Source organism: Geodermatophilus sp. SYSU D01176 (genome assembly GCF_054050015.1).
Map to the genome: position 1 here is coordinate 1 of NZ_JBJGYN010000051.1, position 24,220 is coordinate 24,220.

Consider the following 24,220-nt stretch of genomic DNA (forward strand, 5'->3'; position numbering starts at 1 on the left):
GGTGGTGGCGGGCCGGCGCCCACCACCACGACGACGGAGCCGGTCAGTGCATGCCGCTGAGGTCGCGGGCCCTGGTCTCCGGGAGCGACGCGATCGCGACCGCGGAGAGCAGCAGCATCACGATGACGTAGCCAGTGAACCAGGACGCTCCGAGGGTCTCGCCGAACCACGTCTGCAGGAGGGGGCCGTCCCGCCGAACGCCGCGACGGCGATCGAGTACGGCACGCCGACGCCGACGGTGCGGATCCGGGTGGGGAACAGCTCGGCGTAGACGGCCGGCACGATGGCCGCGGGTCCGGCGATCAGGACCAGCGCCAGCGACATGGCGATCCCCAGACGCACGGCACTGGTGCCGACCAGGGCGTTGAGCGGGAACGCGGACACGGCCAGGCCGAGGACGCAGCCGAGCAGGACCGGCTTGCGGCCGATGCGGTCGGAGACCGCGCCCCACACCGGCAGGGCCGCGATGAAGACGAGGCTGGCGACGACGCCCGCCCACAGGGCGCTGCCGGGGTCGATGCCGCGGGAGCTGATGGCGTACTGCGGGGCGGAGATGGCCCACGCGTAGTAGACGATGGTGACGCCGACGGTCATCCCGATGACCTGCAGCGCCTGCGTGCGGTGGCGCAGGATGGCCGTCCACATGGACTCCGCGGGCGCGGCCGGCTGGTGCCCGACCTCGCGCTCGAAGGTCTCCGTCTCGTCGAGGCGTCGCCGCATGACCAGGGCGTACAGCCCGAAGAAGCCGCCGAGGACGAACGGGATGCGCCAGCCCCAGGCCGTCATCTGCTGGTCGTCGAGCACGACGGTGAGGACGGCGGCCATCCCGGTGCCCACGATGACGCCCATGGTGCCGGAGACGTAGATGAGGCTGGCCCAGAGTCCCCGCTCCTGGCGGGGCGCGACCTCGGACAGGTAGGTCTGGGCGGAGGGCAGCTCACCGCCGTGGGCGAGCCCCTGCACCAGTCGGGCGGTCAGCAGGATCAGCGAGGCGCCGATGCCGATGGACTCGTAGGTGGGGGACAGGCCGATGGCGAAGCTGCCGCCGGCGGCCAGCGCGACGGAGAGGGTCATCGCCGCCCGCCGGCCCCGCCGGTCGGAGATCCAGCCGAACAGGAAGCCGCCGAAGGGTCGCGCGACGAAGCCGACGGCGAACACCGCGAGGGTGGCCAGCAGCGCCGAGACCCGGTTCTCGCCGCTGAAGAACTGGGCGGCGAAGAACGTGGCGAAGATGGCGTAGATGTTCCAGTCGAACCACTCGAGCGCGTTGCCCACGCCCGTTCCGACGATGGTCTTCGTGCGCTTCGGCTCGACCGGTGGGGCGAGGGTGGTCACGGCTGGCTCCTCTGCGGGGCGGGGATGGGGGGCAGCGCGGTGCGGCGGAGGGCGAACTCGGCGTAGGCCAGGGCGCCGTCGGCGAGGACGGCGTCGTCGAAGCGGGCCTGCGGCGAGTGGTTGAACGGGGCGGTCTCCGGGTCCAGCCCGGTGGGTGCCGCACCCAGCCCGACGAAGCTGCCGGGGACCAGGTCCAGCACGCGGGAGAAGTCCTCGGAGCCGGACAGCGGGGAGGCCAGGGGGGCGTGCCGGTCCGGCCCGAACACCTCCGCCAGCGCGCCGGCGGCGAAGGCGGTCTCGTCCGGATCGGTGACCGTCACGGGGTACTCGGCCCGGTAGTCGACGTCGACCTCGACGCCGTGGGCGGCGGCGATGCCCTGCAGCAGTCGGGGCACGGCGGTGGTCATGGTCTCCCGCGCGGCGGGGGAGAAGGTGCGCACCGTGGCCTCGAAGGTGGCCGTCTCCGGGATGACGTTGCGCCGCGTCCCGGCGTGCAGCGCACCGACGGTCACCACGACCGGGTCGAAGACGTCGAACTGGCGGGTCACCATCGTCTGCAGGCCGGTGACCATCTCCGCGACGGCGGTCACCGGGTCCTTCGCCCGGTGGGGCGTCGAGCCGTGCCCACCCGCGCCGCGCACCGTGACGAACAGTCCGTCCGACGCCGACAGGATCGGGCCGGGCCGGGTGACGAAGCGCCCCTGCGGGACCAGGGCGGAGAACACGTGCAGGGCGAAGGCCGCGTCGACCGGCCGGCCGGCGGCTCCCAGCAGGCCCTCCTCGAGCATCACCCCGGCGCCGTCGCAGCCCTCCTCGCCCGGCTGGAACACCAGGACGACGTCCCCGGCCAGCCGCTCGCGGTGGCGGGCGAGCAGGTGTGCCGCACCCACCAGCATGGTCGTGTGCAGGTCGTGGCCGCAGGCGTGCATGGCACCGGGGACGCGTGAGGCGAAGCCCAGGCCGCTGTCCTCCTGCACCGGCAGGGCGTCCATGTCGGCGCGCAGCAGGACGACCGGACCCCGGGAGGCACCGGCGCCGCCGCCTCGGAGGACGGCGGTGACGGAGGTCGTCCGGGTCCCCGTGTCGATGTCGAGCGGCAGGCCGGCCAGGGCGTCGAGGACGCGTCGCTGGGTGCGGGGCAGCACGAGCCCGATCTCGGGGTCGGCGTGGAGGGCGTGCCGGAGCTCCACCAGGTCCCCGGCGAGGGCGTCGGCGTCGTGCCGCAGCGTCGGTGCGGTCGCTGTGATGTGGGCCATGGTGCAGTTACTGTGGTGTGGCGCACGGGCACGTCGCGCCGGAGCGACGATTCGTGCACGGGGACCGCACGAGGAGAGGAAGACGTGCACCGACCCCTGGAGGATCCGGATCTGGCGCTCATCCATGCGCTGCAGGTCGCCCCGCGGGTCAGCTGGGCCCAGGCCGGTCAGGTCCTCGGCGCGTCACCGGCGGCGCTCGCCGAGCGCTGGACGCGGCTCCGGAGCAGCGGCCTGGCCTGGGTCACCGCCCACGTCAACGCCTCCAGGCCGGACCTGATCGTGGCGTTCGTCGAGGTGGACTGCCTCCCCGAGGCCCGTCCGGACGTGGTCCGCCACCTCTGTCGGGACCCGCGTGCGGTCACCGTGGAGGAGGCGGCGCGGGGACGTGACCTCCAGGTCACCGTGATGGTCGGTGGCCTCCGGGCGTTGACGCGGTTCGTCCTCGAGGACCTGCCCCGGGTGCCCGGCGTCCGGCAGACCCGGTCCCGGCTGGCCACCGGCCTGCACTTCGAGGCCAGCCGCTGGCGGCTGGACGTCCTCGAGCCGGCGCAGGTCAGGTCGCTGTCCGCGATCGCCGGCCAGCACCGGGGGGAGCCCGGGGGGACGCCGCCACGGGCTCCCGGGCCGCTCATGGAGGCGCTCGCCGAGGACGGGCGGCTGGCGGCCGCCGACCTGGCCCGCCGGACCGGCCGCAACGCCGCGACGGTGCGGCGCCAGCTGCCCCGCCTCCTCGCCGCGGGGCTGCTCACCCTCCGCTGCGAGGTGTCCCAGTTCGATGCCGGCTACCCCGTCTCGTGCAACTGGCTGGCGCGGGTGCCGGTGGCGGAGCACGCCCGGACGGTGCAGGCCCTGGCCACCCTGCCGGAGCTGCGCCTGTGCGTGTCCACCACCGGCGAGACCAACATCATGCTGACTGCCTGGACCCGGTCGCTGGCCCATCTGCTCGCCCTGGAGCGGCTCCTCGGCGAGCGGCTGCCCTGGCTGACCATCGCGGACAGCTCCGTCACGTTGCGGGTGGCCAAGCGGATGGGGTGGCTGCTCGACGACGAGGGTCGGTGCACGGGCGAGGTCGTGGTCAACCGCCTCGAGGCCTGAGCCCGCTCCCTGCCCTCGGGCACCCCTGGGCTGCGCCCGGACCGGCTCGCCCGGTCATCGGTTGGGTGCTGCCCGGCCCGGGGCGGCAGGCGCCTCGGGGTCCCCGCCGCCGGCGGGAGCCCCGGCTTCGTGTGCGGGCCGGGTGCCGGAGAGGTGGCGGGCGGTGTTGACCAGGCCGACGTGGCTGAAGGCCTGCGGCGTGTTGCCGACCTGCCGGCCGGTGGCGACGTCGTACTCCTCGCTCAGCAGGCCGAGGTCGTTGCGCCGGTCCAGCAACCGGGTGAAGAGGGCCTCGGCCTCGGCCCACCGGCCGATGCCGGTCAGTGCGTCGGCCAGCCAGAAACTGCAGGCGAGGAAGGCCCCCTCGTCACCGGGGAGGCCGTCGACCCGGCTGTCGGCGTCGGTCCGGTAGCGCAGCAGGAAGCCGTCCTGGTCCAGCTCGCGCTGGACGGCGGTCACGGTGCCCACCACCCGGGAGTCGTCCCAGGGCAGGAAGCCGACGCGCGGGATGAGCAGCAGGGCCGCATCCAGTCCCTGGGAGCCGTAGAACTGGGTGAACGTGCCGCGGTCGGCGTCGTAGCCGTGGCGGCACACGTCGTCGTGGATCTCCTGGCGCAGCCGCCGCCAGCGCTCGACCGGCCCGTCCAACCCGAACTCCTCCACCGCGGAGACGGCGCGGTCGACCCCGGCCCAGGCCATGATCTTGGAGTGGACGAAGTGCCGCCGCGGGCCGCGGACCTCCCAGAGGCTGTTGTCGGGCTCGTCCCAGGCGCCCTCGAGGAAGTCCAGCAGCGCGTGCTGCAGGTCCCAACCGTCGGCGGTGCCGGCCAGGCCGGACCGCCGGGCCAGGTGCAGCCCGTCGAGCACCTCGCCCCAGACGTCGAGCTGGAACTGGCCGGCGGCGGCGTTGCCGACCCGCACCGGTGCCGCGCCCTCGTAGCCGGGCAGCCACGGGATCTCGACCTCCGGGATCCGCCGGGACCCGTCGAGGGCGTACATGATCCGCAGCTCGGACGGGTCGCCGGCGGCCGCGCGGAGCAACCAGTCGCGCCATGCCTGCGCTTCCGCGAGGTAGCCGGTGCCGAGCAGGGCCTGGAGCGTGAAGGTGGCGTCCCGCAGCCAGCAGAACCGGTAGTCCCAGTTGCGCGAGCCCCCGAGCTGCTCGGGCAGCGAGGTCGTGGCGGCGGCGAGGATCCCGCCCGTGGGGGCGTAGGTCAGCGCCTTGAGGGTGAGCAGCGAACGGCGGACGGCGCCGGCCCAGCCGCCGGTGTACCGGCACCGGCCGATCCAGTCCGCCCAGAAGTCGTCTGTCTCGGCGAGCGCCCGGTGCGGGTCGGCCGCGCGCGGCCGGGGCAGGTGCGAGGCCGCGTGGGTGAGCACGAACGTCACCGACTGGCCGGCGGAGACCTCGAGGTCGGCCTGCACCAGGCCGTCGTGCTGCTCGACCGGGACGTCGCTGCGCAGCCAGACCGCGTCCGGCCCGGCCACCCCGGCCAGCTCGCCGTCCACCGTGCGGGTCCAGGGCGGCACGTGGCCGTAGTCGAAGCGCAGCGCCAGCTCGGTGTGCACCGGCACCCGGCCGGACACGCCTTCGACGATCCGCACCACATCGGGCGCCTGTCCCCGGGGTGGCATGAAGTCGACCACGCGCACGGTGCCGTCGGACGTCTCCCACTCGGTCTCCAGCACCAGGGAGTCGCCGCGGTAGCGGCGGCGGGTGCAGGCGCCGGCACCCCGTGGGGCGACCAGCCAGCGGCCGGCCCACTCGTCCCCGAGCAGGGCGGCGAAGCAGGCCGGTGAGTCGAACCGCGGCAGGCACAACCAGTCGATCGACCCGGTGCGGTCGACCAGCCCCGCGGTCTGCAGATCGCCGATGAGCCCGTAGTCCTCGATCCGCCCGGGCACGCGGGCCTCCTCCCGATGTCGTCGTCGGTCAGCCGTGCAGGGTGATGACGGTCTTCACGCCGTCGGGGTCCGGGCGCAGGGCGTCGGTCGCCGAGTCCAGCGGCACCCGTCGGGTGAGCAACCGATCCAGCCAGCCAGGGTCGGCCCGGGCCAGCGCGTCGGCGGCGGTCCGGTAGTGGTCGAGGTTGGCGTTGACCGAGCCGAACACCGCGTCGTTCTCCAGCACCAGGGAGCGGTTCAGCCCGCCGGCGTCCCAGTCGATCCGCCGTCCCCGAGGGGAGACACCGGTCAGGCAGGTCAGCCCGTAGGGGCTCGTTGCACCCATGGCCGCCATCACCAGCGGCGGCGCTCCGGTGGCCTCCACGACGACGTCCGGCCGGCCGGCGGCGACGGCGTCGGCGAAGCCGCTGCAGTGGTAGCCCGCGCCCAGGTCGCGCACCAGGCGGGGCTTGACCCCGTCGGTCACCCGGTCGAGCACGTGCACCTCCAGACCGCGCTGGACGCCGAGCAGAGCGGCCAGCAGGCCGATCGGCCCGGCTCCGGTCACCAGCACGGTGCGCGGCTCGAACCACGACCGCCCGCCGATCAGCTCGATCTGCTGCCAGGCCTTGGCGACCACGCTGGTGGGCTCGAGCAGCACGCCGACGCCCGCCAGCGCCGGGTCGAGCCGGACGGCGTAGTCGGCCTCGACGCACCAGCGCTCCCCGGCGTAGCCGGGCAGCTCCTTGATGCCGCGCTCGGTGTAGCGCCCGTTGCGGCACATGTCGAAGGCGCCGTGCGCGCACGCTCCGCAGGGGACCGGGTCGGGGCGGCGGACCACCCCGACGACCAGGTCGCCGGGCGCGAACCCGCTGGCCTGCGGAGCCTCCCGGACCCGGCCCAGTGACTCGTGCCCGATGACCAAGCGCTCCTGCCCGGGTGGAGCCCAGCCGTACTCACCGGCCGCGATCTCGCGGTCGGTGCCGCAGACACCGACCACCAGGCCGTCCACCAGGAGGTCGCCCGGCCCGGGGACGGGGTCGGGCACGTCGCGCACGGCGGCCGAGTCCGGTGCCCCGGGGATGACGGTGAGAGCTCTCATGGGGACTCCGGTCGCGTGGTGTCGGGCGGGACGCAGGCCGCCGTGGGCTCCCGGCCGTGGTGGCCGGGGAAGGGGCTCAGTCGAGGGCCGGGCCACCGCCCATGGCACGGCGGTCGGGATCGATCCCGAGGTCCCGGAGGATCTCGGCGTCCCGAACGGTGTCGACCTCCACGTCCAGCACCTGCTCGGCCCTGCGTGCTTCTTCCGTCCGGCCCTCGGCGCGGAGGGTCTGGACGACGGTGCTCCTGTCGATCAGCACCGCCCGTGCAGCCCCTCGTGCCGGTCCTGCGCGAGGACTCCCGTGGGACCGGGCCCCGAGCGCACCTCTGACCGGGGCGGGCGATGGCTCACGCGGTCGGCGTGCTGTCGACGTCGGCCCACTCGTCCGCCTCCGGTCTTCTGCCTGGGGGCCGGTCCGGAGCGGGGCCGGACCGGCCCCCTCAGCATGGTCCGCGCGTCGCAGCGGGGCCTCCTCCCTCGGCGTCCGCAACGGGATCGTCACGTGGTCCCCTGGTCCTGTGACCGTCGGGTGACGGCGGCGACCCGCACTCAGCCGTGCGTCGCCGTGGGTCCGGCGTGGCCGACGTCCGCCGACGGGCCGGTCCGGTGTGAGCGTGCCGGGCGACGCGGCCGGCGAGGGCCGGGCGCACCAGGGCCTGCGGTGGATCGACGAGCCCCGTGACCCTCAGGAATGCGCGCCCGACGTCGACGTCGTCGGCGGCCTGGACCAGGGCCACGTGGCGGTTCGTCATCCGCATGCGGGCGGTGCGCCGGCCGGGACCTCCGGGAACGCCAGGTCGGCGCACCTTGTGAGATCCCAGGCGGTGTCGACGATCCTGCCGACGTCCCGGCAGAACGGCGCTCACGGTGGTCACGCCTCGCGCTGGAGGGCACGGCAGAGGACGAGCGTCTGCAGTGCGGCCACCGTCATGCCCTGGCCGTAGACGGGGTCGGAGGTCGCGACCGCGTTCCCCATGACGAGCAGTCCGTCCGGGAAGGTGGGCAGCTGCTCGTACCGGCGCCGCACGCGCACCGGGTAGCGGAACGCGACCGGGGCGTCGAGGCGCTCGGCGCCGTGAACGGCCTGGTGGATGTCCGGGAGGGACAGGCCGGCAGCGAAGTCGGTGGAGCCCGAGGGGTCGATCGGCGGTGGTCGCCGGCGAGCCCGAAGAGGGTGAGGTGTCCACGACCCGTTGGGCGGCCAGTGTCCCCTCTCGGCCGCCGCCCCGCGGCCGGATGACCCGGACCCCATGGACGCGATGCCCATCCGGGGTGGCGGCGAGGCCGGTCGCGACGCACCCGTCGAGGAGCGTGACTGCGGGCAGGCGGCGGACCCGGTCGCGGAGGCAGGCCTCCAGGCCAGGCCGGCTGGCCCCCACCACCGTCAACCCGGAAGTCCCCCGCCGGAAGCGGTGGCCGCCGACGTGCAGGCGGGTGTCGCCCAGCACGTCGCCGGTCCGCACCCCGCGGCGGGTCAATTCCTCGATCAGGCCCGGGCACAGCTCATCGAGCACCTACACGCCGCGACCCAGCAGCCCATGGACGTGCCGCCCCTGCGGCACGCCGCGGCGGTGCGCCGCGCCCTCGGGCAGCTCGTCCCGCTGGACGACCACGACCTCGGGGTGGGTGTCGGCGAGGACACGAGCAGCCAGCAGGCCGGCCGTGCTGCCGCCGAGCACGACGGCGCGCTCTCGTGGATCCCTCGTCGTCGGCACCTCCTCGGTCGCGGCGGCACGTCTGCACGGTCCTCCGGCCGCCCCGAGGTCACCCGCGGTCGGAGGAGGCCCGCCCGAGCCGGCGCCCGACCGCGCCGGGTGCCGGGACGTGCAGGACGACGAGTTCGCCGCCGTCCTCGGTCACGGCCTGCCGCAGGACCTCCAGGTCCTGCAGACCGGCATCGTCGGCGGCGCGGACCCCCTCCAGGTCGAGCGTGATCCGCCCGCGGTGACCTCGTCGCAGCAGGAGGACGGTGCCGCGCACCAGGTCGGCGCCCTGCACCGTGAGGACCCCGCCGGCACGGATGGTCCGGCGTTGCCGGTCGACGACCTGCGAGAAGTCGGCCCGACCCCCTCCGGCACCCCACGCCACGGCGTCCATCCGGTCCTCCCGGCGTCCTGCCGTGGACCCGGTGATCCGCTGCGGGGAACCTGACGTGGCGGTCATCAGCCGTCGACCGGCTCGATGCGGATCACCCGCCAGAGACCCGTACGGAACAGCAGGGACTCGACCCGACGGTCGGCTCCCCGCAGGACGACCGCGCCGCCCCGGGCGCGGCACGTGCGGTGCGCCGACAGGAGGCTGGCCACGGCGGAGCTGGACAGGTGGTGCACCGCCGTCAGGTCGACCACGAGCAGGCGGGCTCCGGCCAGCAGGGCGTCGTGCAGGAGCCAGCGGACGTCGGCCAGGCCGTCCGCGAGCAGCGCGTCGTCGAGCCGGACCGTCACCACGTCCTCCCCCGATGATGTGTGCCGGGTCCTGGTCGCGATGGCGTGCGTCATCGGGCCTCCTCGTGCCGGTCGCTCGACGTGCGGTCCCCAGCAGGCTGGTCCACGGACGTTGCGGTCCGGCCGCCCACTGCTTTGCGATCCCGTGACGACCCGGTGCGCGCGAGGTCGTCGACCCGGGACGGTGGGAGCATGGCCGCCGTGCCGGCCCCCCGTCTGCTGCTCGTCGAGGACGACGACCCGATCCGCACCGCGCTGCGGTGGGCGCTGGAGGACGAGGGCTACGACGTGGCCGAGGCGGTGAGCGGCGAGGAGGCCGTGCGCCAGGTGTCGGCCGAGACGCCCGACCTGATGGTCGTCGACCTCATGCTCGGGTCGATGGACGGCTTCGCCGTGATCCGGGAGGTCCGCCGCGACCACGACCTGCCGGTCATCGTGGTCAGCGCCCGGGCCGACACCCACGACATCGTGGCCGCGCTGGAGGCCGGCGCCGACGACTACGTCACCAAGCCGTTCCAGGTCAAGGAGATCACCGCCCGGCTGCGGGCGCTGCGCCGGCGCGCGGGATCGGGCACCGGAGGTCCGGGGACCCCCGACGCCGGGCCGGCCGAGGTGGTGCTCGACCGGCACCCGGACGCGCCGCTGGTGCTCAGGGAGATGCGCGGCACCGTCCACCGCGGCGAGCAGCAGGTCCCGCTCACGCTCACCGAGTTCCGGCTGCTGTGCGAGCTGGCCACCGAGCCCGGCCGGGTCTTCAGCCGGCAGGCGCTGCTCGAGCGGGTCTGGGAGCACGGCTTCTTCGGCGACGAGCGCATCGTCGACGTCCACATCCGGCGGCTGCGCACCAAGGTCGAGCTCGACCCGAGCGCTCCGCGGGTCGTGGTCACCGTGCGGGGACTGGGTTACCGGCTGGACCCGCAGTGAGGCGTGCCCTCGGGGCGCGAGGGCTGCGGGCGCGGATCGTCGTCGGCTTCGCCGCGGGCACCCTCCTCGTCTCCGCCGTCCTGGTGGTCACCACGTGGCTGCTGGCCCGCGGCTACCTGCTCGACCAGCGGGAACGGTCGCTGACCCGGCAGGCGTTCGCCGATGCCGCCCTGCTGAGCAGCCGCCTCGAGACCGCGGGGACCGAGGTCGGCGACCTGCTGGGGGAGATGCTGCCCTCCGGCGGTTCCGAGGTCGTGGTCCGCAGCGGGAGCTCCTGGTACTCGTCGAGCCTGGACGTCGGCGCCGGTGACGTCCCCGCGGACCTGCGGCGGCTCGTGGAGTCGGGGGAAGCCGGGACCGTCCGCGTCGACACACCCTCCGGCCCCGCGCTGCTGGTCGGCATCCCGGTACCCGCCGCGGGCGTGCAGTTCTACGAGCTCTCCCCGCTGACCGAGCTGCAGATGGTGCTGCGCACGCTGGCCGTCGTCCTCGGCGCCGGGGCGCTGGCCGCCACCCTCGCGGGCGGCGCGTTCGGAGCGTGGGCCAGCCGGCGCGCCGTCTCGCCGCTGGAGCAGGTGGCCGGTGCGGCGACCCGGATCGCCGGTGGGGAGCTCACCACCCGCCTGCCCGCCACCGACGACCCCGACCTGGTCGCGATCGTGGGGGCCTTCAACAGCATGGTGGATGCGCTGGCCGCGCGGATCGAGCGCGACGCCCGGTTCGTCGGCGACGTCAGCCACGAGCTCCGCAGCCCGCTCACCAGCGTGGTCACGAGCGTGGAGGTGCTGGCCGCACGCCGGGACGAGCTGTCTCCCCGGTCGCGGCAGGCGCTCACCCTGGTCGAGCGAGAACTGGGTCGCTTCCGGCGGATGCTCGACGACCTGCTGGAACTGGCCCGCATCGACGGCGCGCCGGCGCGGGAGATCGGCCGGGCCGTGTCGCTGACCGCCCTCGTGCGGGAGGTCCTGACGAGCAGCGGACGTCCCGCCGAGCTGCTCACCGCCGATCCCGAACAGGAGACCACCGTGCTGGGGGACAAGACCGCGCTGGAGCGGGCCGTCGGCAACCTGCTGGAGAACGCCGATCGGCACGCCGGCGGTCCGCGCAGCGTGTCGGTGCGCCGGCGGGACGACGCGGTGGTCGTGAGCGTCGACGACGACGGACCCGGCGTGCCGCACGAGGACCGCGAACGGGTCTTCGAGCGCTTCGCCCGGGGTCCCCGCGCCGCCCGCCGCTCGCTGCCCGGCGTCGGACTCGGACTCGCCATCGTCGCCGAGACCGCCGCCCAGCACGGGGGAGCGGCATGGGTCGCCGACGCCCCGTCCGGCGGTGCCCGCTTCACCCTCTCCCTGCCGTGGGCGGAGCAGTGAGACGGACCCGGGTGTCCGCCGCGGCGGTGCTGCTGGCGGGCCTCGCCGGCTGCGGGGTGCCCACGGGTGCGCCGGCCGAGGCCATCCCGGACTCCCAGGTACCTCCGGGGTTGACCTCACCGGCGGCCACCTCTGCCCCGGCGTCCACCCCGGAGCCGGTCCCCGATCCGGCGCGGATCCACCTGGTGCGGGGCGACGACGCACTGGTGCCCCGCGCCCGCGAGGTCACCGGCTCCTCGCGGGAGGAGCGGCTGGAGTACCTGCTCGACCACCTCGCGGACGGCCCCACACCCGTCGAACTCGGCGAGCAGCTGTCGACGGCGCTGCCGCCGGACGTGGAGCTGTCCGTCGCCGACGTCACCGCAGGGACGGCGACCATCGACATCAGCGGCGCCACGCAGGCACCGTCGGGGTGGGCCAGCCGCCTCGCCGTGGCGCAGCTCGTGCTGACCGCCGCGAGCGTTCCCGGGGTGGACGGCGTCCTGCTGACCCTCGACGGCCAACCGGTCGAGGCCCCGCTGCCGTCCGGTGCGCTGACCACCAGGGTGCTCACCGCTGCGGACTACGCCGCACTGCTCCCGACCGGGGCTGCTCCGCCGCCCTGACCTCCGGCGGCCGCACCGGGGCGTCCCGGTGCGACCGGTTGCGGCCTCCACGGTGGGAACCACGCGGCGAACGGGGGGTCAGCTGCGCCGATCCGTGCTCTCGGGGACCTCGACCTCGATCTCCTCCTTCCGCAGGTCCGCGCTGACCTGCTCCTCATCCGCGACGGTCTCCTTCTCCACGCGTACCCGCTCGACCGGCACGGTCTCCTTCGCCACGACGGGACGCTCGGCGTGGGCGGTGACCTCGAACTCCTCCTCGCCGAGGGCGGCAGCGGACCTGACCTCGTCCGGGTCGGCGTCGGTGATCGGCTCCCGCCGGATCCGGATCTCCTCACGGGAGATCGGCACCGTCTCGGTCACGTTGTCGGTGACGACGTACTTCCGCAGCCGGGCCCGGCCGACCTCCTCCGGCCGCGTGCCCGCGACCAGGCGCTCCTCGGACCGTGTCATGGCCTCGTCCGTGGTCGTCGGGTTCGTGGGCGCGACACCGGCACGGGGGGCGACGGCCATCCCGTAGTAGCGGTAGAGCTCCTGTTCCTCCTGGGGGGAGATCTGCCCGTCGGCGTCGATCCTCGGTGCGTCCCTCACCGCGCTCTTCTCCACCGACACGTGGACGCCGTCGTCGGCCAGGGCGGCGTCGCGGATCGGGACGAAGGTCTCCTTGGTGCCGAACAGGCCGGTGCGCACGGTCATCCACTCCGGCTGGGCGGTCTCGTCGTCGAGGTAGACCTCGGAGGCCGAGCCGATCTTCTGGCCGTTCGGGTCGTAGACGTCCCGGCCGATGACGTGGCTGATGCTGTCGGTGCCGATCATGTCCTTCTCCTCTTCGGTTCCTCGGAGTTCGCCTGCCCCTCCAGTCTCTGGAGCGCCCCGAGCGCCGTCGCGCCGTGGCCCAGGTCGTCACGGAGACGTCGCCCCCGCGTCATGAAGACGTCCGGCCGTGTGGCGTCCGCCTTGCGATCAGGTGTCAGGAGCGGGTCGTCGGCGCCGTCACCACGGAGCCCGGGCATGGACGGTGGGCGTCCCGGCACAGCCGGCGGCCGTTCGCCCAGCAGCCCCCAGAGGAGGACGCCATGCGTGAGTCTTCGCCCCGGTCCGTGTCGGCCATCGATGCCGATCTCCGTGCGCTCCAGGCCGTCAGGAGTGACGCGCTGGGCGAGCTCGCCGAGGTGAGGTGCCGGCAAAGTGAACTCGCCGACCTCGAAGCCGAGCTGGTCGTGGCCATCGAGCTGCGGTCCCGGCGCATCGACGAGGTGCTCGACGAACGGCTGCGAGCGGATCCCGCGGCCGCACGACCGCTCCATGCCCTCTCCGGTGCGGGGCGCTCCACCCTCGCCGGGGTCCGGTGAGGCCGGGGTCCGTCGTCAGCCGCTCCGGATCGGCGTGGCGGTGGGACCGCCGGCCATGCGGGGGTGTCGCACGAGCGTGACGACGCTGATCCGCTGGAGCCAGAGGTCCCGGGCCGCTCGTTACGCCGCCCGAGGATCTCCGTCACCCCTCGTCGCCGCCGCGCACCGCCGCCACCCGCCAGCAGCAGCCCGAACGGGGAACCGACGTCGAGCAGCGACGATGACGTGCCGGCCCAGGGACATCGCCATCCGCATCCGGGCGGCGACCAGGTCGGCCGTCAGCGGGAGGATCTGGTCACCCGCCATCGCCGGTGGTCACCCGGGCCGGCCGCTGCGGAGCACTGGGCGGGGCTCGTCGTCCTCACAGCAGCCGCTCACCGGCCAGCACGGCCGTGATGAGCGCCGCGGCCTCCTCGCCGGTCTCGCCGGGGACCACGTCCTCCGGTGGGTGGTAAGTGCGCTGGATCCCCGTGGAGACCTCGTTGTAGTAGACGGTCTGCGGCCGCGGGGCGGCCTGCTCCAGCGACTCGCGGATGACCGGTGCCTGCGGGAAGGCCTCCAGTACGGCCGGGTCGTCGTACACCGCGGCCGAGGAGGCCGGGTTGCCGTTGGTGATGAAGTAGTAGGCCTGGTTCTCGTCGGAGACGATGCACTCGGCCGCGGCGAAGGCCAGGTCGGGATGGCGGCTGAAGGCGCTCACGCCGAGGTTGATGCCCCCGTAGGGAGGGCGGGCCGGGTCGTCGGCGTTGACGCGCGGATAGAACGTCCAGCCGTAGTCGGCGGGCACGGAGGGGTCGAGCGTGCCGTTCTCCGCTGCGCTGAGGGCACGCGGCCAGACGAACGGCCAGTTCACCATGAAGCCACCGGTGGGCCCCTCGAAGGCGTTGGCGGAGGCGTCCTCGTTCTCCGTGGAGAAGGCCGGCCCCGCCACGCCCGAGGTGGCGACCATCCGCATGACCTCGGCCGCGCGGACGGCGGCGTCGGAGGTCAGACCCAGCTCGATCCACTCCGGGTCCTCGGCGTTCTCGGTGATGATCGAGCTCCCGGCCGACTCGATCAGGGCATTGAGCCAGACGGTGAGCGACTCGGCCCGCGCACCCTGGGCACCGATGTCGGTGTTCGTCCGCTGGGCGGCGTCGACGATCTGCGCCCAGGTGACCGGCTGGGACATGTCCAGGCCTGCCGCCTCGGCCACGGACTGGCGATACCAGAGCAGCTGGGTGTTGGCCCAGAAGGGGACGGCGACCAGCTCGCCGTCCCACGTCGACCCCTCGACGGCGCTCTGCACGACCCCTTCTGTCACGCGCTCCTCGACGTCCTCGGGGACGTCGGCGAGGAAGCCGGCCTCGGCGAACTCGGGGATGAAGGGTGGGTCGAGACTCATGAGGTCGATGGACTCGTCCTCCGCCGCGAGCCGGCGGATCAGCTGTTCGCGCTGGGCGTTGGCGTCGCGCGGGAGCCGTGCGGTCCGGATCTCGTAGGCCCCGTCGGCCGCCTCGGTGCACCGGCGGGCGATCTCGGCCTGACCGCCGGAGTCCGGGTTGGTGTACCAGGTCAGCGTGGCGACCTGACCGTCGGCACCGCTCCCGCAGGCGGCCAGCGTCGAGGCGGTGAGCAGCGCCGCGGCCACCGCTGTGGCACGACGCCCCCGTCTCCATCGGGCACCTGTGGTGCGGTGCGCGGTCAGTCGGCTGTCGGTGTGAGCCACAGAGATCGCCTCCGGTGGTCCGTGGATGGCGACCGATCCGGCGGGGGGACCGGATCGGCCGCCCTCGCTCGGTGGGCCGGACACCGGCTCCGCAATCGCCCCGGCGGCCGGCTGTCAGCCGAACGTCACATCGGAGGACCGGGGGCCGCAGAGATGTGACGGCCCCGTGAACGGGTCGGGTGAAGCTGGGCGGGACTCCCATGGCCTCTGGTCGTCGGCGCCCGCTCCGCCCGGGCGCCGACGACCGCGTGACAGCGACGTGTCGATCCCCTTGCACGTCACTGCTCTCCGGTGCCGGCAGCCGCGCCCCTGCCACACCATCGGGGTCACCGATCAGCGGTCACTCCCGGGTCCCGTGCCCGGTCGTCGGGTGGCCACCGAGGAAGGAGAAGCCATGTCCCGTTCCGACACTGCCGGCTGGCTGGTGCGGCTCAGCGAGACCGACCTCACCGTCGCCGATCCCGCGGCGGACGTCCGGGGACGGCGGGTCATCGACAACGGTGGTCAGGAGATGGGCACGGTCGACGACCTCCTGATCGACGACCGGGAGAACGAGGTGCGCTTCCTCCGCATCGGCTCCGGGGGATTCCTGGGCATGGGGAAGGAGCACTTCCTGGTCCCGGTCGAAGCGGTCGCGTCCGTCGGCCGCGACCAGGTGACCATCGACCGCGGACGTGCGCAGATGATCGACGTACCCGGCTACGACCCGGCGCTGTCGTACGACGACGCCTACTACTCGGACGTGTACGGCTGGTGGGGGTATGGCCCGTACTGGATCCCGTAGTCGGACCACCCGCCGTATCCCCACCGCCGTCCGGCGCGGGAGTCCACGCGCCGTCACTCCCGGACGGCCGTCCGAGGAGCCGAGCCCCGAGGTCGTGTCGTCAGCCCGAGCCGGTCGAGCTCCGCTCGCGCGAGGACGTCGTACCGCCCGGCCCTCAGGTCGCCGACCGGGTCGTCGGTCAGTGTGCTCAGGTGCCGGTACGGCAGCCGGTCCACCGCGCGGCGGGCCAGGTAGGCCGCGAGCACGCCGTCCGGTGGCCCGGACACCAACCGGCGCCGCAGGGCGCCCGTGTCCGCCCGGCGGGTCAGGCGGGCCGGGAGGTAGGACCACAGCACCGGGGTCAGCGGGAGCAGCGCGATCGCGACGCCGAGCAGCACCCCGAGCCGCTGCACCGTGACCCGGGACTCGGCCGCGTTGGCGGACACCCCTCGTGCCGCGGCCCGCACCTCGTCACCCAGCTCGCCGGTGTCCTCGCCGACGAGGGGGAGGTCGCGGAGCGACTGCAGCGCCTCGCCGGCCCGGTCGGCAGCGAGCGCGGAGGCCTCGGCCGAGTCGCTCACCGACGTCAGTTGCCGCACCTCGTGGCCGGCCGACACCCCGACGACCACCCACAGGACGCCGCAGAGGAGGACCAGCCCGTCAAGGAGCCGCAGGCCCCGCCGCCCGACGGCATCCACCACCGAGGTCACGGTGCTCCTCGCTCATGGTGGCCGGGGGGCCCGGGGGGCCCGCTCGTCGGGACGGGGGTCACCACGCGGGCACCGGTGCGTCCACCGTGCCCCGCATCCTCGAGGGCGCGTCCTCCCCAGGTCCACCGCGGGCGCTCACCGCCGGCACGGCGCGGGCGGCCAGGACGGACCCGCGGGTGTGGACCGTGCGGGTCGGCCGGTTCGTCATCGCACGTTCCCGGGTGTCGTCGTGCGGGCGGTCCTGGCGACCCAGCGGGCGATCTGCTCGGCGACGAACCCGCCGTGGGTGAGGGGCAGCATGTGTTCCGCGGCGGGGAGCCTGACCAGCTCCGCGTCGGGCAGCGCGGTCATCAGTGCCTGCGCCTCCTCGGCCGGGACCTCGGGGTCGGCGTCGCCGTGGAGGACCAGCGCGGGGACGTCGAGGGCCGGGGCGAGCTCGACGCCGTCGTGGCTCAGGCTGGCGAAGGTGGTCGCGGCCAGCGCACGGGGCCGGCTGGAGAGCAAGCTCTCCCGCACCTGGGCGACCAGCTCTCCGGGCTCCCCCGGGGGCGAAGGCGTACCGCCGGACCAGCCGGTCGGAGATGCCCTCCGCCGATCGGAGCCGGCGGCCCACGAGGGCTGTGGCCCTCAGCAGGCCCCACCACCCCCGGTGCAGTCCGGCGGCGACACGAGGGGGAGCCTCCGTGCCGGTAGTCCGGGGGCGGTGATCCCGGAACCGCCGGATCCCGCGAAGACCACCCCCGCCATCCGATCGGTGCCACCCAGTCGTGCCGTGGCCAGGACGATCCCCCCACCGAGGCTGTGCCCGACCAGCACCGCCCTCTCGTGCTCGCCGAGGCAGCCGGCGAGGACGGCCGTGAGGTCGTGGGCGTGGGCTTCGAGGGAGTAGTCCCCGGAGCAGGCGTCGCCGCTCTGCGCGTGCCCGCGGAGGTCGTAGGCGACGACGCGGTGCGAGCCGGCCAGTGTGCGGGGCACGTCGCCCCAGGACCCGGTGGACAGGCCGAGCCCGTGGACCAGCACCACGGTCGGGGCGCCGGCCGGGCCACGGAGGGTGAGGGCCAGTCGGGTGCCGTCGAAGGACTCCAGGTCGGTCACCGCGGTCCCCCCGCTCGGGCCGGAGGGGCGGCGTGGCCAGACCTCGCAGCGGGCGCCGGCATGACGGCTCCTCCTCTCGACCGGTCGGGCCCGATGGCGTCCGGGCCCCGTTCCGCCCTCCGTGCTGCCCCGGCCGGACCGCCGGACCCGTGATCGGCCGGGATGTCACGTGACCGTCAGGTCCGGTACCGGACCCCTGGTGCGGCCGCCCGGTGTCCATGACGGTTCCGCGACGGCTGTCGGGGCCGGAGCTCCACGGTGGTTACGCCTCCGTGACGGTCCTCCGGACGGCGGGACGACCATCCCGGGAGGGGGCACAGCGGCGGTGTCACCGATCCGTTTCGCCGGTCCGGCGAGGGCCGGTGTGCCCGTACCCGTCGAGGGCTCGGCCCGGGTGGTCCGGCCGACCCGCACAGAGATCGCCGAGGAGTGGAGAGCATGGCCACGAGCATCGTGGACGACGTCCGGACGCCCGGACGGATCACCGACCTGGTCCGGTGGGGACCGGTGGTCGCCGGGGTGGTCATCGCACTGGGGTTCTTCGCCCTGATGAACGTCCTGTGGCTGGCGCTGGCCCACAGCGTCGACGGTGCCGACGGGACCGGCTGGGTCAGCGGCAACCTCGGCTGGTTCCTCGGGGTGACCGCGGCCGTGGCGTTGATGCTGGCCGGCTTCCTCGCCGGCTTCTTCTCCGGCCCCCGCGGTGCCGGAGTCGGGGCCACGAACGGCCTCACCGCCTGGGGTCTGCTCTTCGTCCTCTCCCTGACCGCGCTCGTCCCCGGTGCGCTGGACCTGACCGACCAGCTGGGCGCCGGCCTGCAGGACGGCCAGACGACCGTGGGCGGGCCCCTGGGGACCGCCGGGGGCGGGTTCACCGGGGAATCCGCGCTGTGGGTCAGCTTCTGGTCCCTGCTGGCCGGTGTGGTGCTGGCTGCGCTCGGGGGGGTTCTCGGCGGCAGGATGCGGCGCCCGGTCGTGGAGGCCGAGCGCACCAGCCGGAACTCCGAGCCGACCCCTGTCGCCCCCGGACCGGCGCCGGCCACAGGACTGACGGTGACTGACGACTACGTCGTCGACCGGGAGCCCATCGACCGGTCCGACGAGGTCACGGTGACCACGGAGGACGCCCCGCGCCGCCGTTGAGTCACCCGGGCCGTGCCCGGACGCGGCGCCGCCCCTCCACAGCACGGAGGCACCCGGCCTCAGCGGCCGGGTGCCTCCGTGCTGTGGGGAGCCGTGCGGACGCCGTGGTCGGGCAGCGGCCCGGCGCTCGCCCGCCCTGACGGGGGTGGATGTTGCACCGGCCTTGCGGATGGGTGTCAGAAGCCCGGCTTCCCGCGTCCGCGCCGCCGGGCCGGGCACGCAGGCGTCGTCCGACACAGCGGTGCTGCCCCGGGCAGCCCACCACGCAGCGGAGGAGCAGTGATGAACACGAGCGGGCGCCTGACCCCACTCGGCAGGAGGCGCGCAGGACGTACCGCCGCAGCCCTGGTGGCGGCGGCGATCGGCATGGGCGGCCTGGCCGCCTGCGGTGACTCGGCCGGCCCCGAGGCCGGTGCCGTCACGACGGAGGACCTCCAGGAGATCCAGGACGACCTGGGTGCGCTCGAGGAGCGGGTCGGCGCCTTGGAGGACGGCCTCCCGGACCCTGACGCGCCGGTGGACCCGGTGGTCGAGGACGAGGCCGGGGTCTTCGAGGACGCCGAGGCCCTGATCGGCCAGGAGGTCACGGTGAGCGCGGCGGTGTCCGAGGTGATCACCTCCACCGACGTGGGCAGTGCCTTCCGCATCGGCGACGGGACCGGGGAGCCGGTCGCGGTCGTCGAGGCCGGTCCGCCGGCGGAGCTGGAGGTCGACGACGTCGTCCGGGTCTCGGGCACCGTGGTGACGGTGCAGCGCGACACCTTCGAGGAGGACTTCGGCATCGCGGCCGACGAGCTGTTCGACGACGCGGATGCGTTCTTCGCCGACTTCGAGGGTGAGGTCGCCATCGCGGCCGACCGCATGGAGGTCCTGCAGGAACAGGCCGAGGGCTGACGGCGCGGTCCGCAGCGCCCCGCGCCGGACGCCGGGTGTTGCCCGGCGACCGGTCGCGGGGCGCTCCCGTGTCGACCCCCTGGGCCGCGTGCGTCGTCGCTCACGTCCCGGGACGACCGCCTCCGGCAACCGGCCCGGGAGTGGATGGAGGCCCACCGGCCGGCGCCCGGCCCGTGCCATCGGGGGACACGAGCGGCCCGGTGGGTGAGGCGGGGTGGCGCCGCACGTACTCGCCGACCCGGTAGGTGACCGCCATGAGCGGCACGGCCAGCAGAGCTCCGGCGAGCCCCCACAGCAGGATCCCGGCGGTGACCGCGACGAGGACGGCGGCCGGGTGCACCCGCACCGCGTGGCCGACGATGAGCGGCTGCAGGAGGTTGCCCTCGACCTGCTGCACCACCAGGACGACGACGAGCACGACCACCGCGTCGCCGAGCCCGTTGGTGACGAGGGTGACGAGCACCGCCACGACCCCGCTCACCGTGGCCCCGAACAGGGGGACGAACGCGCCGAGGAACGTGAGCAGGGTCAGGGACACCCACAGCGGCACGCCCAGGACGAACAGAGCCGCCCCGATGCCCACCGCGTCGATGAGTGCCACCACGACGACGCCCCGCACGTAGCGCGACAGCACGGTCCAGGCGCACCGGCCGGCCCCGTCGACCTGTGCCCGCCGTCGGTGGGGGACCCTCTCCAGCAGCCAGGCCCACATCCCGGCGCCGTCCTTGAGCAGGAAGAACAGCAGGAAGGTCACGAGGACCACCGCGGTCAGCAGGTGGAGGGCCATCCGCGCCGCTGCCGCGGGGTCGGGGGCCAGCTGGTAGATCCGGTCCACCACCGCGTTGCGGACGTCGGTGACCTGCTGCGGGTCCACGTGGAGCGGGCCTGCGATCAGCCACACCCGGATGCGGTCGATGCCGGCGGCCAGCGGCCGGGTGAGGTCCCGGAGCTTCGCGGCCGCACGGAACCCCAGCAGGAAGCCGATGCCGGTGAGGATCCCCACCAGGGACAGCACGGAGAGCAGGGCCGCGAGGCCGGGGCGCAGTCCGCGGCGGCACGACCACCGCGCCACGGGCTCCAGCAGGGCGGTGAGCAGCAGCGCCACGGCGATCGTCACGGTCAGCAGCGGCACCCGGAGCAGGAGCCAGAACACCAGCCAGCCGCTGGCGGCCAGGGACAGCACCGCGCCGCTCGTGGCCAGGACCCGGAGCGCCCAGGGCGGTGCGGCCACGCCCCGGATCGACCCGGCAGCCGGTGGCCGACGCCCGGGCAGGGCTGCCTCGGCGGTGTGACGGCTCATCATCTCCACCCCTGTCCGGTCAGGCGGGTGCCGACCGTCGACGGGGACGGACCCACCGGCGTCCGGGTCGACCCGGCGCCACGGGGGTCCGCCTGCTCTCGTGCCAGTCGGTTCCCCGCGCGACCCGGGCGCCACCGCTCCCAGGGGCAGCCGTCAGTGCATCGTCATCTCCCGGCGTGGGTCGTGACGTGCGCATGACGCCAGGTCACCAGCCGGGGCGCCGCCCGATCAGACCTGCACCACCCCAGCCCCGCAGTGGTCGTCCCACCACGTCGGCAGCCGTCTCCAGGACCCGGTGCGTCACCGGTCGGCTCCGCCACCCGGCGCTCGTCACCCGGGCGCTGACCGGCAGGTCGTCGTCGAACTGGTCGTCCAGCAGCCCAGTCACCGAACGGTCGTCCACCAGCACGCACACCTGCTCGTTCAGAGCCAGGGAGCGTGCGTCCAGGTTGGCGGTCCCCACCATCGCGGTCTCGCCGTCCACGGTGACCACCTTCGCGTGCAGCAGGCTCGGGCGGTAGCGCCAGATCTCCACCCCGGCGTCGAGCAGCGGCTGGTACTCCCGCTGGCCCTGGAGGTGGACCGCGGGCCGCTCCACGTGCGACCCGGACACCAGGAGCTGTACCGCCACTCCGCGTCCGGCCGTGTCGCACACCAGGGATCGCAGCCATCCGGGCAGCCGCACGTACGGCGTGGTCACCCGTACCCGGGTGCGCGCGGACCGGAGCAGGGCGACGACGGCCAGAGCCGCGTCGTTCCAGCCCGGTCCGGACGACGGGCGCAGCACCTGCACGGCGCTGCTGCCCGCCAGGGGCAGCGCCGGGAGGTCGTCACCGGGCGAGATCGGACCGCCCCCGCCCGGCCCGGCCTCCGCCTGCATCCACGGACCGGCGAACGCCGCCCGCAGGCCGGCCACGGCCGGGCCGGACACCCGGACGGCGGTGTCCCGCCAGGAACCCGGGTGCCGGCCGGTCGCCGGTCCAGGTGTCGGCCATCCCCGTGCCACCGGTGAGCGCCACGGTTGCGTCGCAGACGAGGACCCGCCGGTGCGTCCGCAGGTTCCACACGGTGGGCCGCCAGCTCGGCAGCGGGCGGTAGAAGAAGACCTGGCAGCCGGCGGCACGCAGGGATGCGAGGCGGCTCCGGTCGGTGTGCCTGGCGCCGTAGCCGTCGAGCAGCAGACGCACCCGTACCCCGGTGTCCGCCCGGTCGGTGAGGGCCGCGGTGATCTCCGCGTCGACGTGTCCGCTGCGTCAGGCGAACCACAGCAGGTCGATGCTGCGGGTCGCGCCCCGGATGGCCGACAGCAGCGCGGGGAAGGTCTCGTCGCCGTCGCGCAGGACGTCGACCCGGTTCCCCTCGGTGAACGGCACCCCGAGGAGCGCCTCGAGGGCCCGGCGACGCGGGACCGGCTCGAGCGGCTCGCGGCGGGTCCGGACGGGAGCGCCGGTCGTGGGCATCCGTGTCTCTCCTGACCTCACTGGGGGTGCGGTCCGGCGGTCGGCCGCCAGGGACGGGTTTGGTCGGGGGCGAGGCTCGATCCGCCCGGGTGGCAGGCGATCCGGTCGGTCGCTCGCGGGTGGCCGTGCCCTCCTCGGCCGGGGGCGGCGCCACGGACCGGTAGTCCGCCCGGCTCACCGACTCGTCGGAGAGGCCCGTGTCCGTCGGCACCTCCACGAAGGCGCCCTCCAGGCTGAAGGAGACCCGGTCGACCTCCGGGAACTGGGTGACCGTCCAGACGACCTGGGCCACGGCCAGCAGTTGGTTGCCGCCGTCGATGCCGGCGAACTCGCGGCTGACCACGATCGTCGCCGTACCGGTGCCGTCGGGTCCGGAGAACACCGCCAGGTCCTGTGGTGAGAGGGCGGTCCGGAGCCCCGACACCACCTCGGCCCGGGTCGGCCCGGCCAGCAGGAGCTCCAGCGACCCCTGCGGTCGCGGGTCGTCGACACGGCGGGGGACCGCCTCGAGGCGGGTGCCGCGCACGAAGTACACCGTCATCTCACGCCACCCCTCCTGCGTCCCCGGGCCGGCCGCGGACGTGTCGACGGTGGGCACGGCGACCTCCTGGACCGGCCCCCCGGTCGGTACTCCGCAGGCAGCCGTGAGCACGACCACCAGGAGGCCGAGGAGGGCCACCCGGATGGACCCACCGTGGCCCAGTGGCCGGCGCTCCTGGTCCGGCGTCACCACGGTCGGGCGCTGCCCGACCGGACACCGTGGGTTCCCGATCCGGAGTTCGACCAGCACGTCGTCGGGGGCCTCCTGCCGTGGACGGCCTGCAGGGACCGCCCGAGCGAGCGGTCCTGTCCCGGCGACCGTGTGCCCGTTCCGGACGGGGGTGACCGACCGGCGGGGACACCGACACGGAGCCGTCACGCACCTCCGTCGTGCGTGACGCCCGCGTGACGACCGTGAGGCACCGCTGTGCGAGGGCCGGCCACCCGGCCGGCGCCGAGCGCGTCACCGGCACGTCACTCCCGCCCTCGGCGCCGTTGCGGACCCGTGACGAACCGGGCGGGGACGGGAGAGCGACGACGGTCGGGGCAGCCCCGGAGAGCCCGATGACCGACCTCGGCCCGGTCGCCTCCGCGATCGCAGCCGACCCAGCGAGGAGAGTTGCCGTGTCCACCATCCGATCCCGGACCGGGCGAGTGCTCGCCGCCACCGCCATCGCCGTCTCGACCGGCCTGGGAGTCGCGGCCTGCGGCGGCGACGAGCAGGACCGCGGGACCACGCTCGAGGACATCAACGAGGAGGGGGCCGAGGACCGGGGTGACCTCGACGACCTCCAGGACGACGCCACGGAGGAGGACATCGCCGAGGCGCCGAACGAGGACGACTCCGTGGCCTTCTTCGACGACCCCGGGTCGTTCACCAACGAGCCGGTCACCGTCCGCGGGGAGATCGTGGAGGTGTTCAGCCCGCAGGCGTTCGTGATCGGGGAGGGCGACATGGCCACCCTCGTCACCCGCCCGACCGCCGACGGGGTGACGTTGCTGCCCGGCTACACCGCCCAGGTCACCGGGGACGTCGGCACGTTCGTCCTGCTCGAGGTCGAGGAGGACCTCGGGGTCGACTTCGTGGACGAGACCGTCGCGGTCTTCGAGGACGGCCCGTACATCGCCGCGGTGGACGTCAACCTGCTCGACGAGGACTGAGCAGCCCGTGTCGGGGCCGCGCCGGCCTGCGGACGGAGGGCCGGCGCGGCGAGGTGCGGTGCCCGACCCCCGGGTCGAGCCC

The 24,220-nt window shown here is 74.5% G+C and carries 27 protein-coding genes and 1 pseudogene; 8 read left to right on the forward strand and 20 right to left on the reverse strand.

Going from position 1 to position 24,220, the window contains the following annotated elements:
* Positions 1-117: 117 nt before the first annotated feature.
* Together ACI78Z_RS20755 and ACI78Z_RS20760 are read right to left on the reverse strand one after the other, a co-directional pair.
* Positions 118-1,335, reverse strand: a complete 1,218-nt coding sequence (locus tag ACI78Z_RS20755; RefSeq protein WP_457038425.1) for an MFS transporter — start codon at positions 1,333-1,335, stop codon at positions 118-120.
* The gene (locus ACI78Z_RS20760; RefSeq protein ID WP_457038426.1) at positions 1,332-2,591 is read right to left on the reverse strand and encodes a M20 metallopeptidase family protein; all 1,260 of its coding nucleotides are present in this window, start codon (positions 2,589-2,591) and stop codon (positions 1,332-1,334) included. Before ACI78Z_RS20760 ends, ACI78Z_RS20755 begins: the two co-directional genes overlap by 4 nt.
* Positions 2,592-2,675: 84 nt before the next feature.
* Here ACI78Z_RS20760 and ACI78Z_RS20765 point away from each other — a divergent pair, with 84 nt between their 5' ends.
* Positions 2,676-3,686, forward strand: a complete 1,011-nt coding sequence (locus ACI78Z_RS20765) for an Lrp/AsnC family transcriptional regulator (protein ID WP_457038427.1) — start codon at positions 2,676-2,678, stop codon at positions 3,684-3,686.
* Positions 3,687-3,740: 54 nt separating this feature from the next.
* Here the strand turns inward: ACI78Z_RS20765 and ACI78Z_RS20770 are convergent, their stop codons facing one another.
* From ACI78Z_RS20770 to ACI78Z_RS20800, 7 genes are all read right to left on the reverse strand, one after another.
* Positions 3,741-5,591: a glycoside hydrolase family 15 protein gene (locus tag ACI78Z_RS20770; RefSeq protein WP_457038428.1), complete on the reverse strand. Its 1,851-nt coding sequence runs from the start codon at positions 5,589-5,591 to the stop codon at positions 3,741-3,743.
* Between the two features lie 28 nt (positions 5,592-5,619).
* Positions 5,620-6,672: a glucose 1-dehydrogenase gene (locus ACI78Z_RS20775; RefSeq protein WP_457038429.1), complete on the reverse strand. Its 1,053-nt coding sequence runs from the start codon at positions 6,670-6,672 to the stop codon at positions 5,620-5,622.
* A 76-nt stretch (positions 6,673-6,748) separates the two neighbouring features.
* The gene (locus tag ACI78Z_RS20780; RefSeq protein WP_457038430.1) at positions 6,749-6,931 is read right to left on the reverse strand and encodes a hypothetical protein; all 183 of its coding nucleotides are present in this window, start codon (positions 6,929-6,931) and stop codon (positions 6,749-6,751) included.
* Between the two features lie 612 nt (positions 6,932-7,543).
* Complete coding sequence (locus ACI78Z_RS20785) at positions 7,544-7,699, reverse strand: hypothetical protein (protein WP_457038431.1); 156 nt, start codon at positions 7,697-7,699, stop codon at positions 7,544-7,546.
* A gap of 487 nt (positions 7,700-8,186) precedes the next feature.
* Positions 8,187-8,387: a hypothetical protein gene (locus ACI78Z_RS20790; protein WP_457038432.1), complete on the reverse strand. Its 201-nt coding sequence runs from the start codon at positions 8,385-8,387 to the stop codon at positions 8,187-8,189.
* Between the two features lie 49 nt (positions 8,388-8,436).
* Positions 8,437-8,769: a hypothetical protein gene (locus ACI78Z_RS20795; RefSeq protein WP_457038433.1), complete on the reverse strand. Its 333-nt coding sequence runs from the start codon at positions 8,767-8,769 to the stop codon at positions 8,437-8,439.
* 65 nt (positions 8,770-8,834) lie between these two features.
* A complete protein-coding gene (locus ACI78Z_RS20800; RefSeq protein WP_457038434.1) occupies positions 8,835-9,170 on the reverse strand; it encodes an STAS domain-containing protein in 336 nt (111 codons plus the stop codon).
* A 138-nt stretch (positions 9,171-9,308) separates the two neighbouring features.
* Between ACI78Z_RS20800 and ACI78Z_RS20805 the strand changes: the two genes are divergently transcribed.
* From ACI78Z_RS20805 to ACI78Z_RS20815, 3 genes are read left to right on the forward strand one after another with little or no spacing between them, the layout of a single operon-like run.
* Positions 9,309-10,040 carry a response regulator gene (locus ACI78Z_RS20805; RefSeq protein ID WP_457038435.1) on the forward strand — a complete coding sequence of 244 codons (732 nt, stop codon included), beginning with the start codon at positions 9,309-9,311 and terminating at the stop codon, positions 10,038-10,040.
* Positions 10,037-11,410 carry a sensor histidine kinase gene (locus tag ACI78Z_RS20810; protein WP_457038436.1) on the forward strand — a complete coding sequence of 458 codons (1,374 nt, stop codon included), beginning with the start codon at positions 10,037-10,039 and terminating at the stop codon, positions 11,408-11,410. Before ACI78Z_RS20805 ends, ACI78Z_RS20810 begins: the two co-directional genes overlap by 4 nt.
* Positions 11,407-12,015 (forward strand): GerMN domain-containing protein, encoded by a 609-nt coding sequence (locus ACI78Z_RS20815; protein WP_457038437.1) that lies wholly within the window; start codon positions 11,407-11,409, stop codon positions 12,013-12,015. Before ACI78Z_RS20810 ends, ACI78Z_RS20815 begins: the two co-directional genes overlap by 4 nt.
* 78 nt (positions 12,016-12,093) lie before the next feature.
* Here the strand turns inward: ACI78Z_RS20815 and ACI78Z_RS20820 are convergent, their stop codons facing one another.
* The 3 genes from ACI78Z_RS20820 to ACI78Z_RS20830 form a co-directional block, all read right to left on the reverse strand.
* Entirely contained in the window at positions 12,094-12,828 is a 735-nt protein-coding gene (locus ACI78Z_RS20820; protein ID WP_457038438.1) for a DUF2382 domain-containing protein, read from the reverse strand.
* Positions 12,825-13,319: a hypothetical protein gene (locus ACI78Z_RS20825; protein ID WP_457038439.1), complete on the reverse strand. Its 495-nt coding sequence runs from the start codon at positions 13,317-13,319 to the stop codon at positions 12,825-12,827. The genes ACI78Z_RS20820 and ACI78Z_RS20825 overlap by 4 nt, the downstream gene beginning before the upstream one ends.
* Positions 13,320-13,725: 406 nt before the next feature.
* Positions 13,726-14,994, reverse strand: a complete 1,269-nt coding sequence (locus tag ACI78Z_RS20830; RefSeq protein WP_457038440.1) for an extracellular solute-binding protein — start codon at positions 14,992-14,994, stop codon at positions 13,726-13,728.
* Positions 14,995-15,466: 472 nt separating this feature from the next.
* Here ACI78Z_RS20830 and ACI78Z_RS20835 point away from each other — a divergent pair, with 472 nt between their 5' ends.
* A complete protein-coding gene (locus ACI78Z_RS20835; RefSeq protein WP_457038441.1) occupies positions 15,467-15,856 on the forward strand; it encodes a PRC-barrel domain-containing protein in 390 nt (129 codons plus the stop codon).
* A gap of 53 nt (positions 15,857-15,909) precedes the next feature.
* On the opposite strand, the gene ACI78Z_RS20840 is transcribed toward ACI78Z_RS20835, so the two are convergent.
* From ACI78Z_RS20840 to ACI78Z_RS20850, 3 genes are all read right to left on the reverse strand, one after another.
* On the reverse strand, positions 15,910-16,545 hold the full coding sequence (locus ACI78Z_RS20840; RefSeq protein WP_457038442.1) for a hypothetical protein: 636 nt from the start codon (positions 16,543-16,545) through the stop codon (positions 15,910-15,912).
* Between the two features lie 204 nt (positions 16,546-16,749).
* A complete protein-coding gene (locus ACI78Z_RS20845; RefSeq protein ID WP_457038443.1) occupies positions 16,750-17,061 on the reverse strand; it encodes an alpha/beta fold hydrolase in 312 nt (103 codons plus the stop codon).
* 111 nt (positions 17,062-17,172) lie between these two features.
* Entirely contained in the window at positions 17,173-17,640 is a 468-nt protein-coding gene (locus ACI78Z_RS20850; RefSeq protein WP_457038444.1) for an alpha/beta fold hydrolase, read from the reverse strand.
* Between the two features lie 438 nt (positions 17,641-18,078).
* On the opposite strand from ACI78Z_RS20850, the gene ACI78Z_RS20855 reads away from it, so the two are divergent.
* On the forward strand, positions 18,079-18,783 hold the full coding sequence (locus ACI78Z_RS20855) for a hypothetical protein (RefSeq protein WP_457038445.1): 705 nt from the start codon (positions 18,079-18,081) through the stop codon (positions 18,781-18,783).
* A gap of 282 nt (positions 18,784-19,065) precedes the next feature.
* Entirely contained in the window at positions 19,066-19,677 is a 612-nt protein-coding gene (locus tag ACI78Z_RS20860; RefSeq protein ID WP_457038446.1) for a hypothetical protein, read from the forward strand.
* 100 nt (positions 19,678-19,777) lie between these two features.
* Here ACI78Z_RS20860 and ACI78Z_RS20865 read toward each other — a convergent pair whose 3' ends face one another.
* The 5 genes and pseudogenes from ACI78Z_RS20865 to ACI78Z_RS20885 all read right to left on the reverse strand — a co-directional run.
* Positions 19,778-20,908 (reverse strand): AI-2E family transporter, encoded by a 1,131-nt coding sequence (locus ACI78Z_RS20865; RefSeq protein ID WP_457038447.1) that lies wholly within the window; start codon positions 20,906-20,908, stop codon positions 19,778-19,780.
* Positions 20,909-21,182: 274 nt separating this feature from the next.
* Entirely contained in the window at positions 21,183-21,908 is a 726-nt protein-coding gene (locus tag ACI78Z_RS20870) for a phospholipase D-like domain-containing protein (protein WP_457038448.1), read from the reverse strand.
* A complete protein-coding gene (locus ACI78Z_RS20875; protein ID WP_457038458.1) occupies positions 21,808-22,206 on the reverse strand; it encodes a phospholipase D-like domain-containing protein in 399 nt (132 codons plus the stop codon). Before ACI78Z_RS20875 ends, ACI78Z_RS20870 begins: the two co-directional genes overlap by 101 nt.
* A gap of 24 nt (positions 22,207-22,230) precedes the next feature.
* Positions 22,231-22,437, reverse strand: coding sequence for a hypothetical protein (locus ACI78Z_RS20880; RefSeq protein WP_457038449.1), 207 nt, complete (start codon positions 22,435-22,437; stop codon positions 22,231-22,233).
* 232 nt (positions 22,438-22,669) lie between these two features.
* A pseudogene (locus tag ACI78Z_RS20885) lies at positions 22,670-22,978 on the reverse strand (GerMN domain-containing protein); the annotation flags it as partial.
* A 623-nt stretch (positions 22,979-23,601) separates the two neighbouring features.
* Here ACI78Z_RS20885 and ACI78Z_RS20890 point away from each other — a divergent pair.
* Positions 23,602-24,138 (forward strand): hypothetical protein, encoded by a 537-nt coding sequence (locus tag ACI78Z_RS20890; RefSeq protein WP_457038450.1) that lies wholly within the window; start codon positions 23,602-23,604, stop codon positions 24,136-24,138.
* The last annotated feature ends 82 nt before the right edge of the window (positions 24,139-24,220 follow it).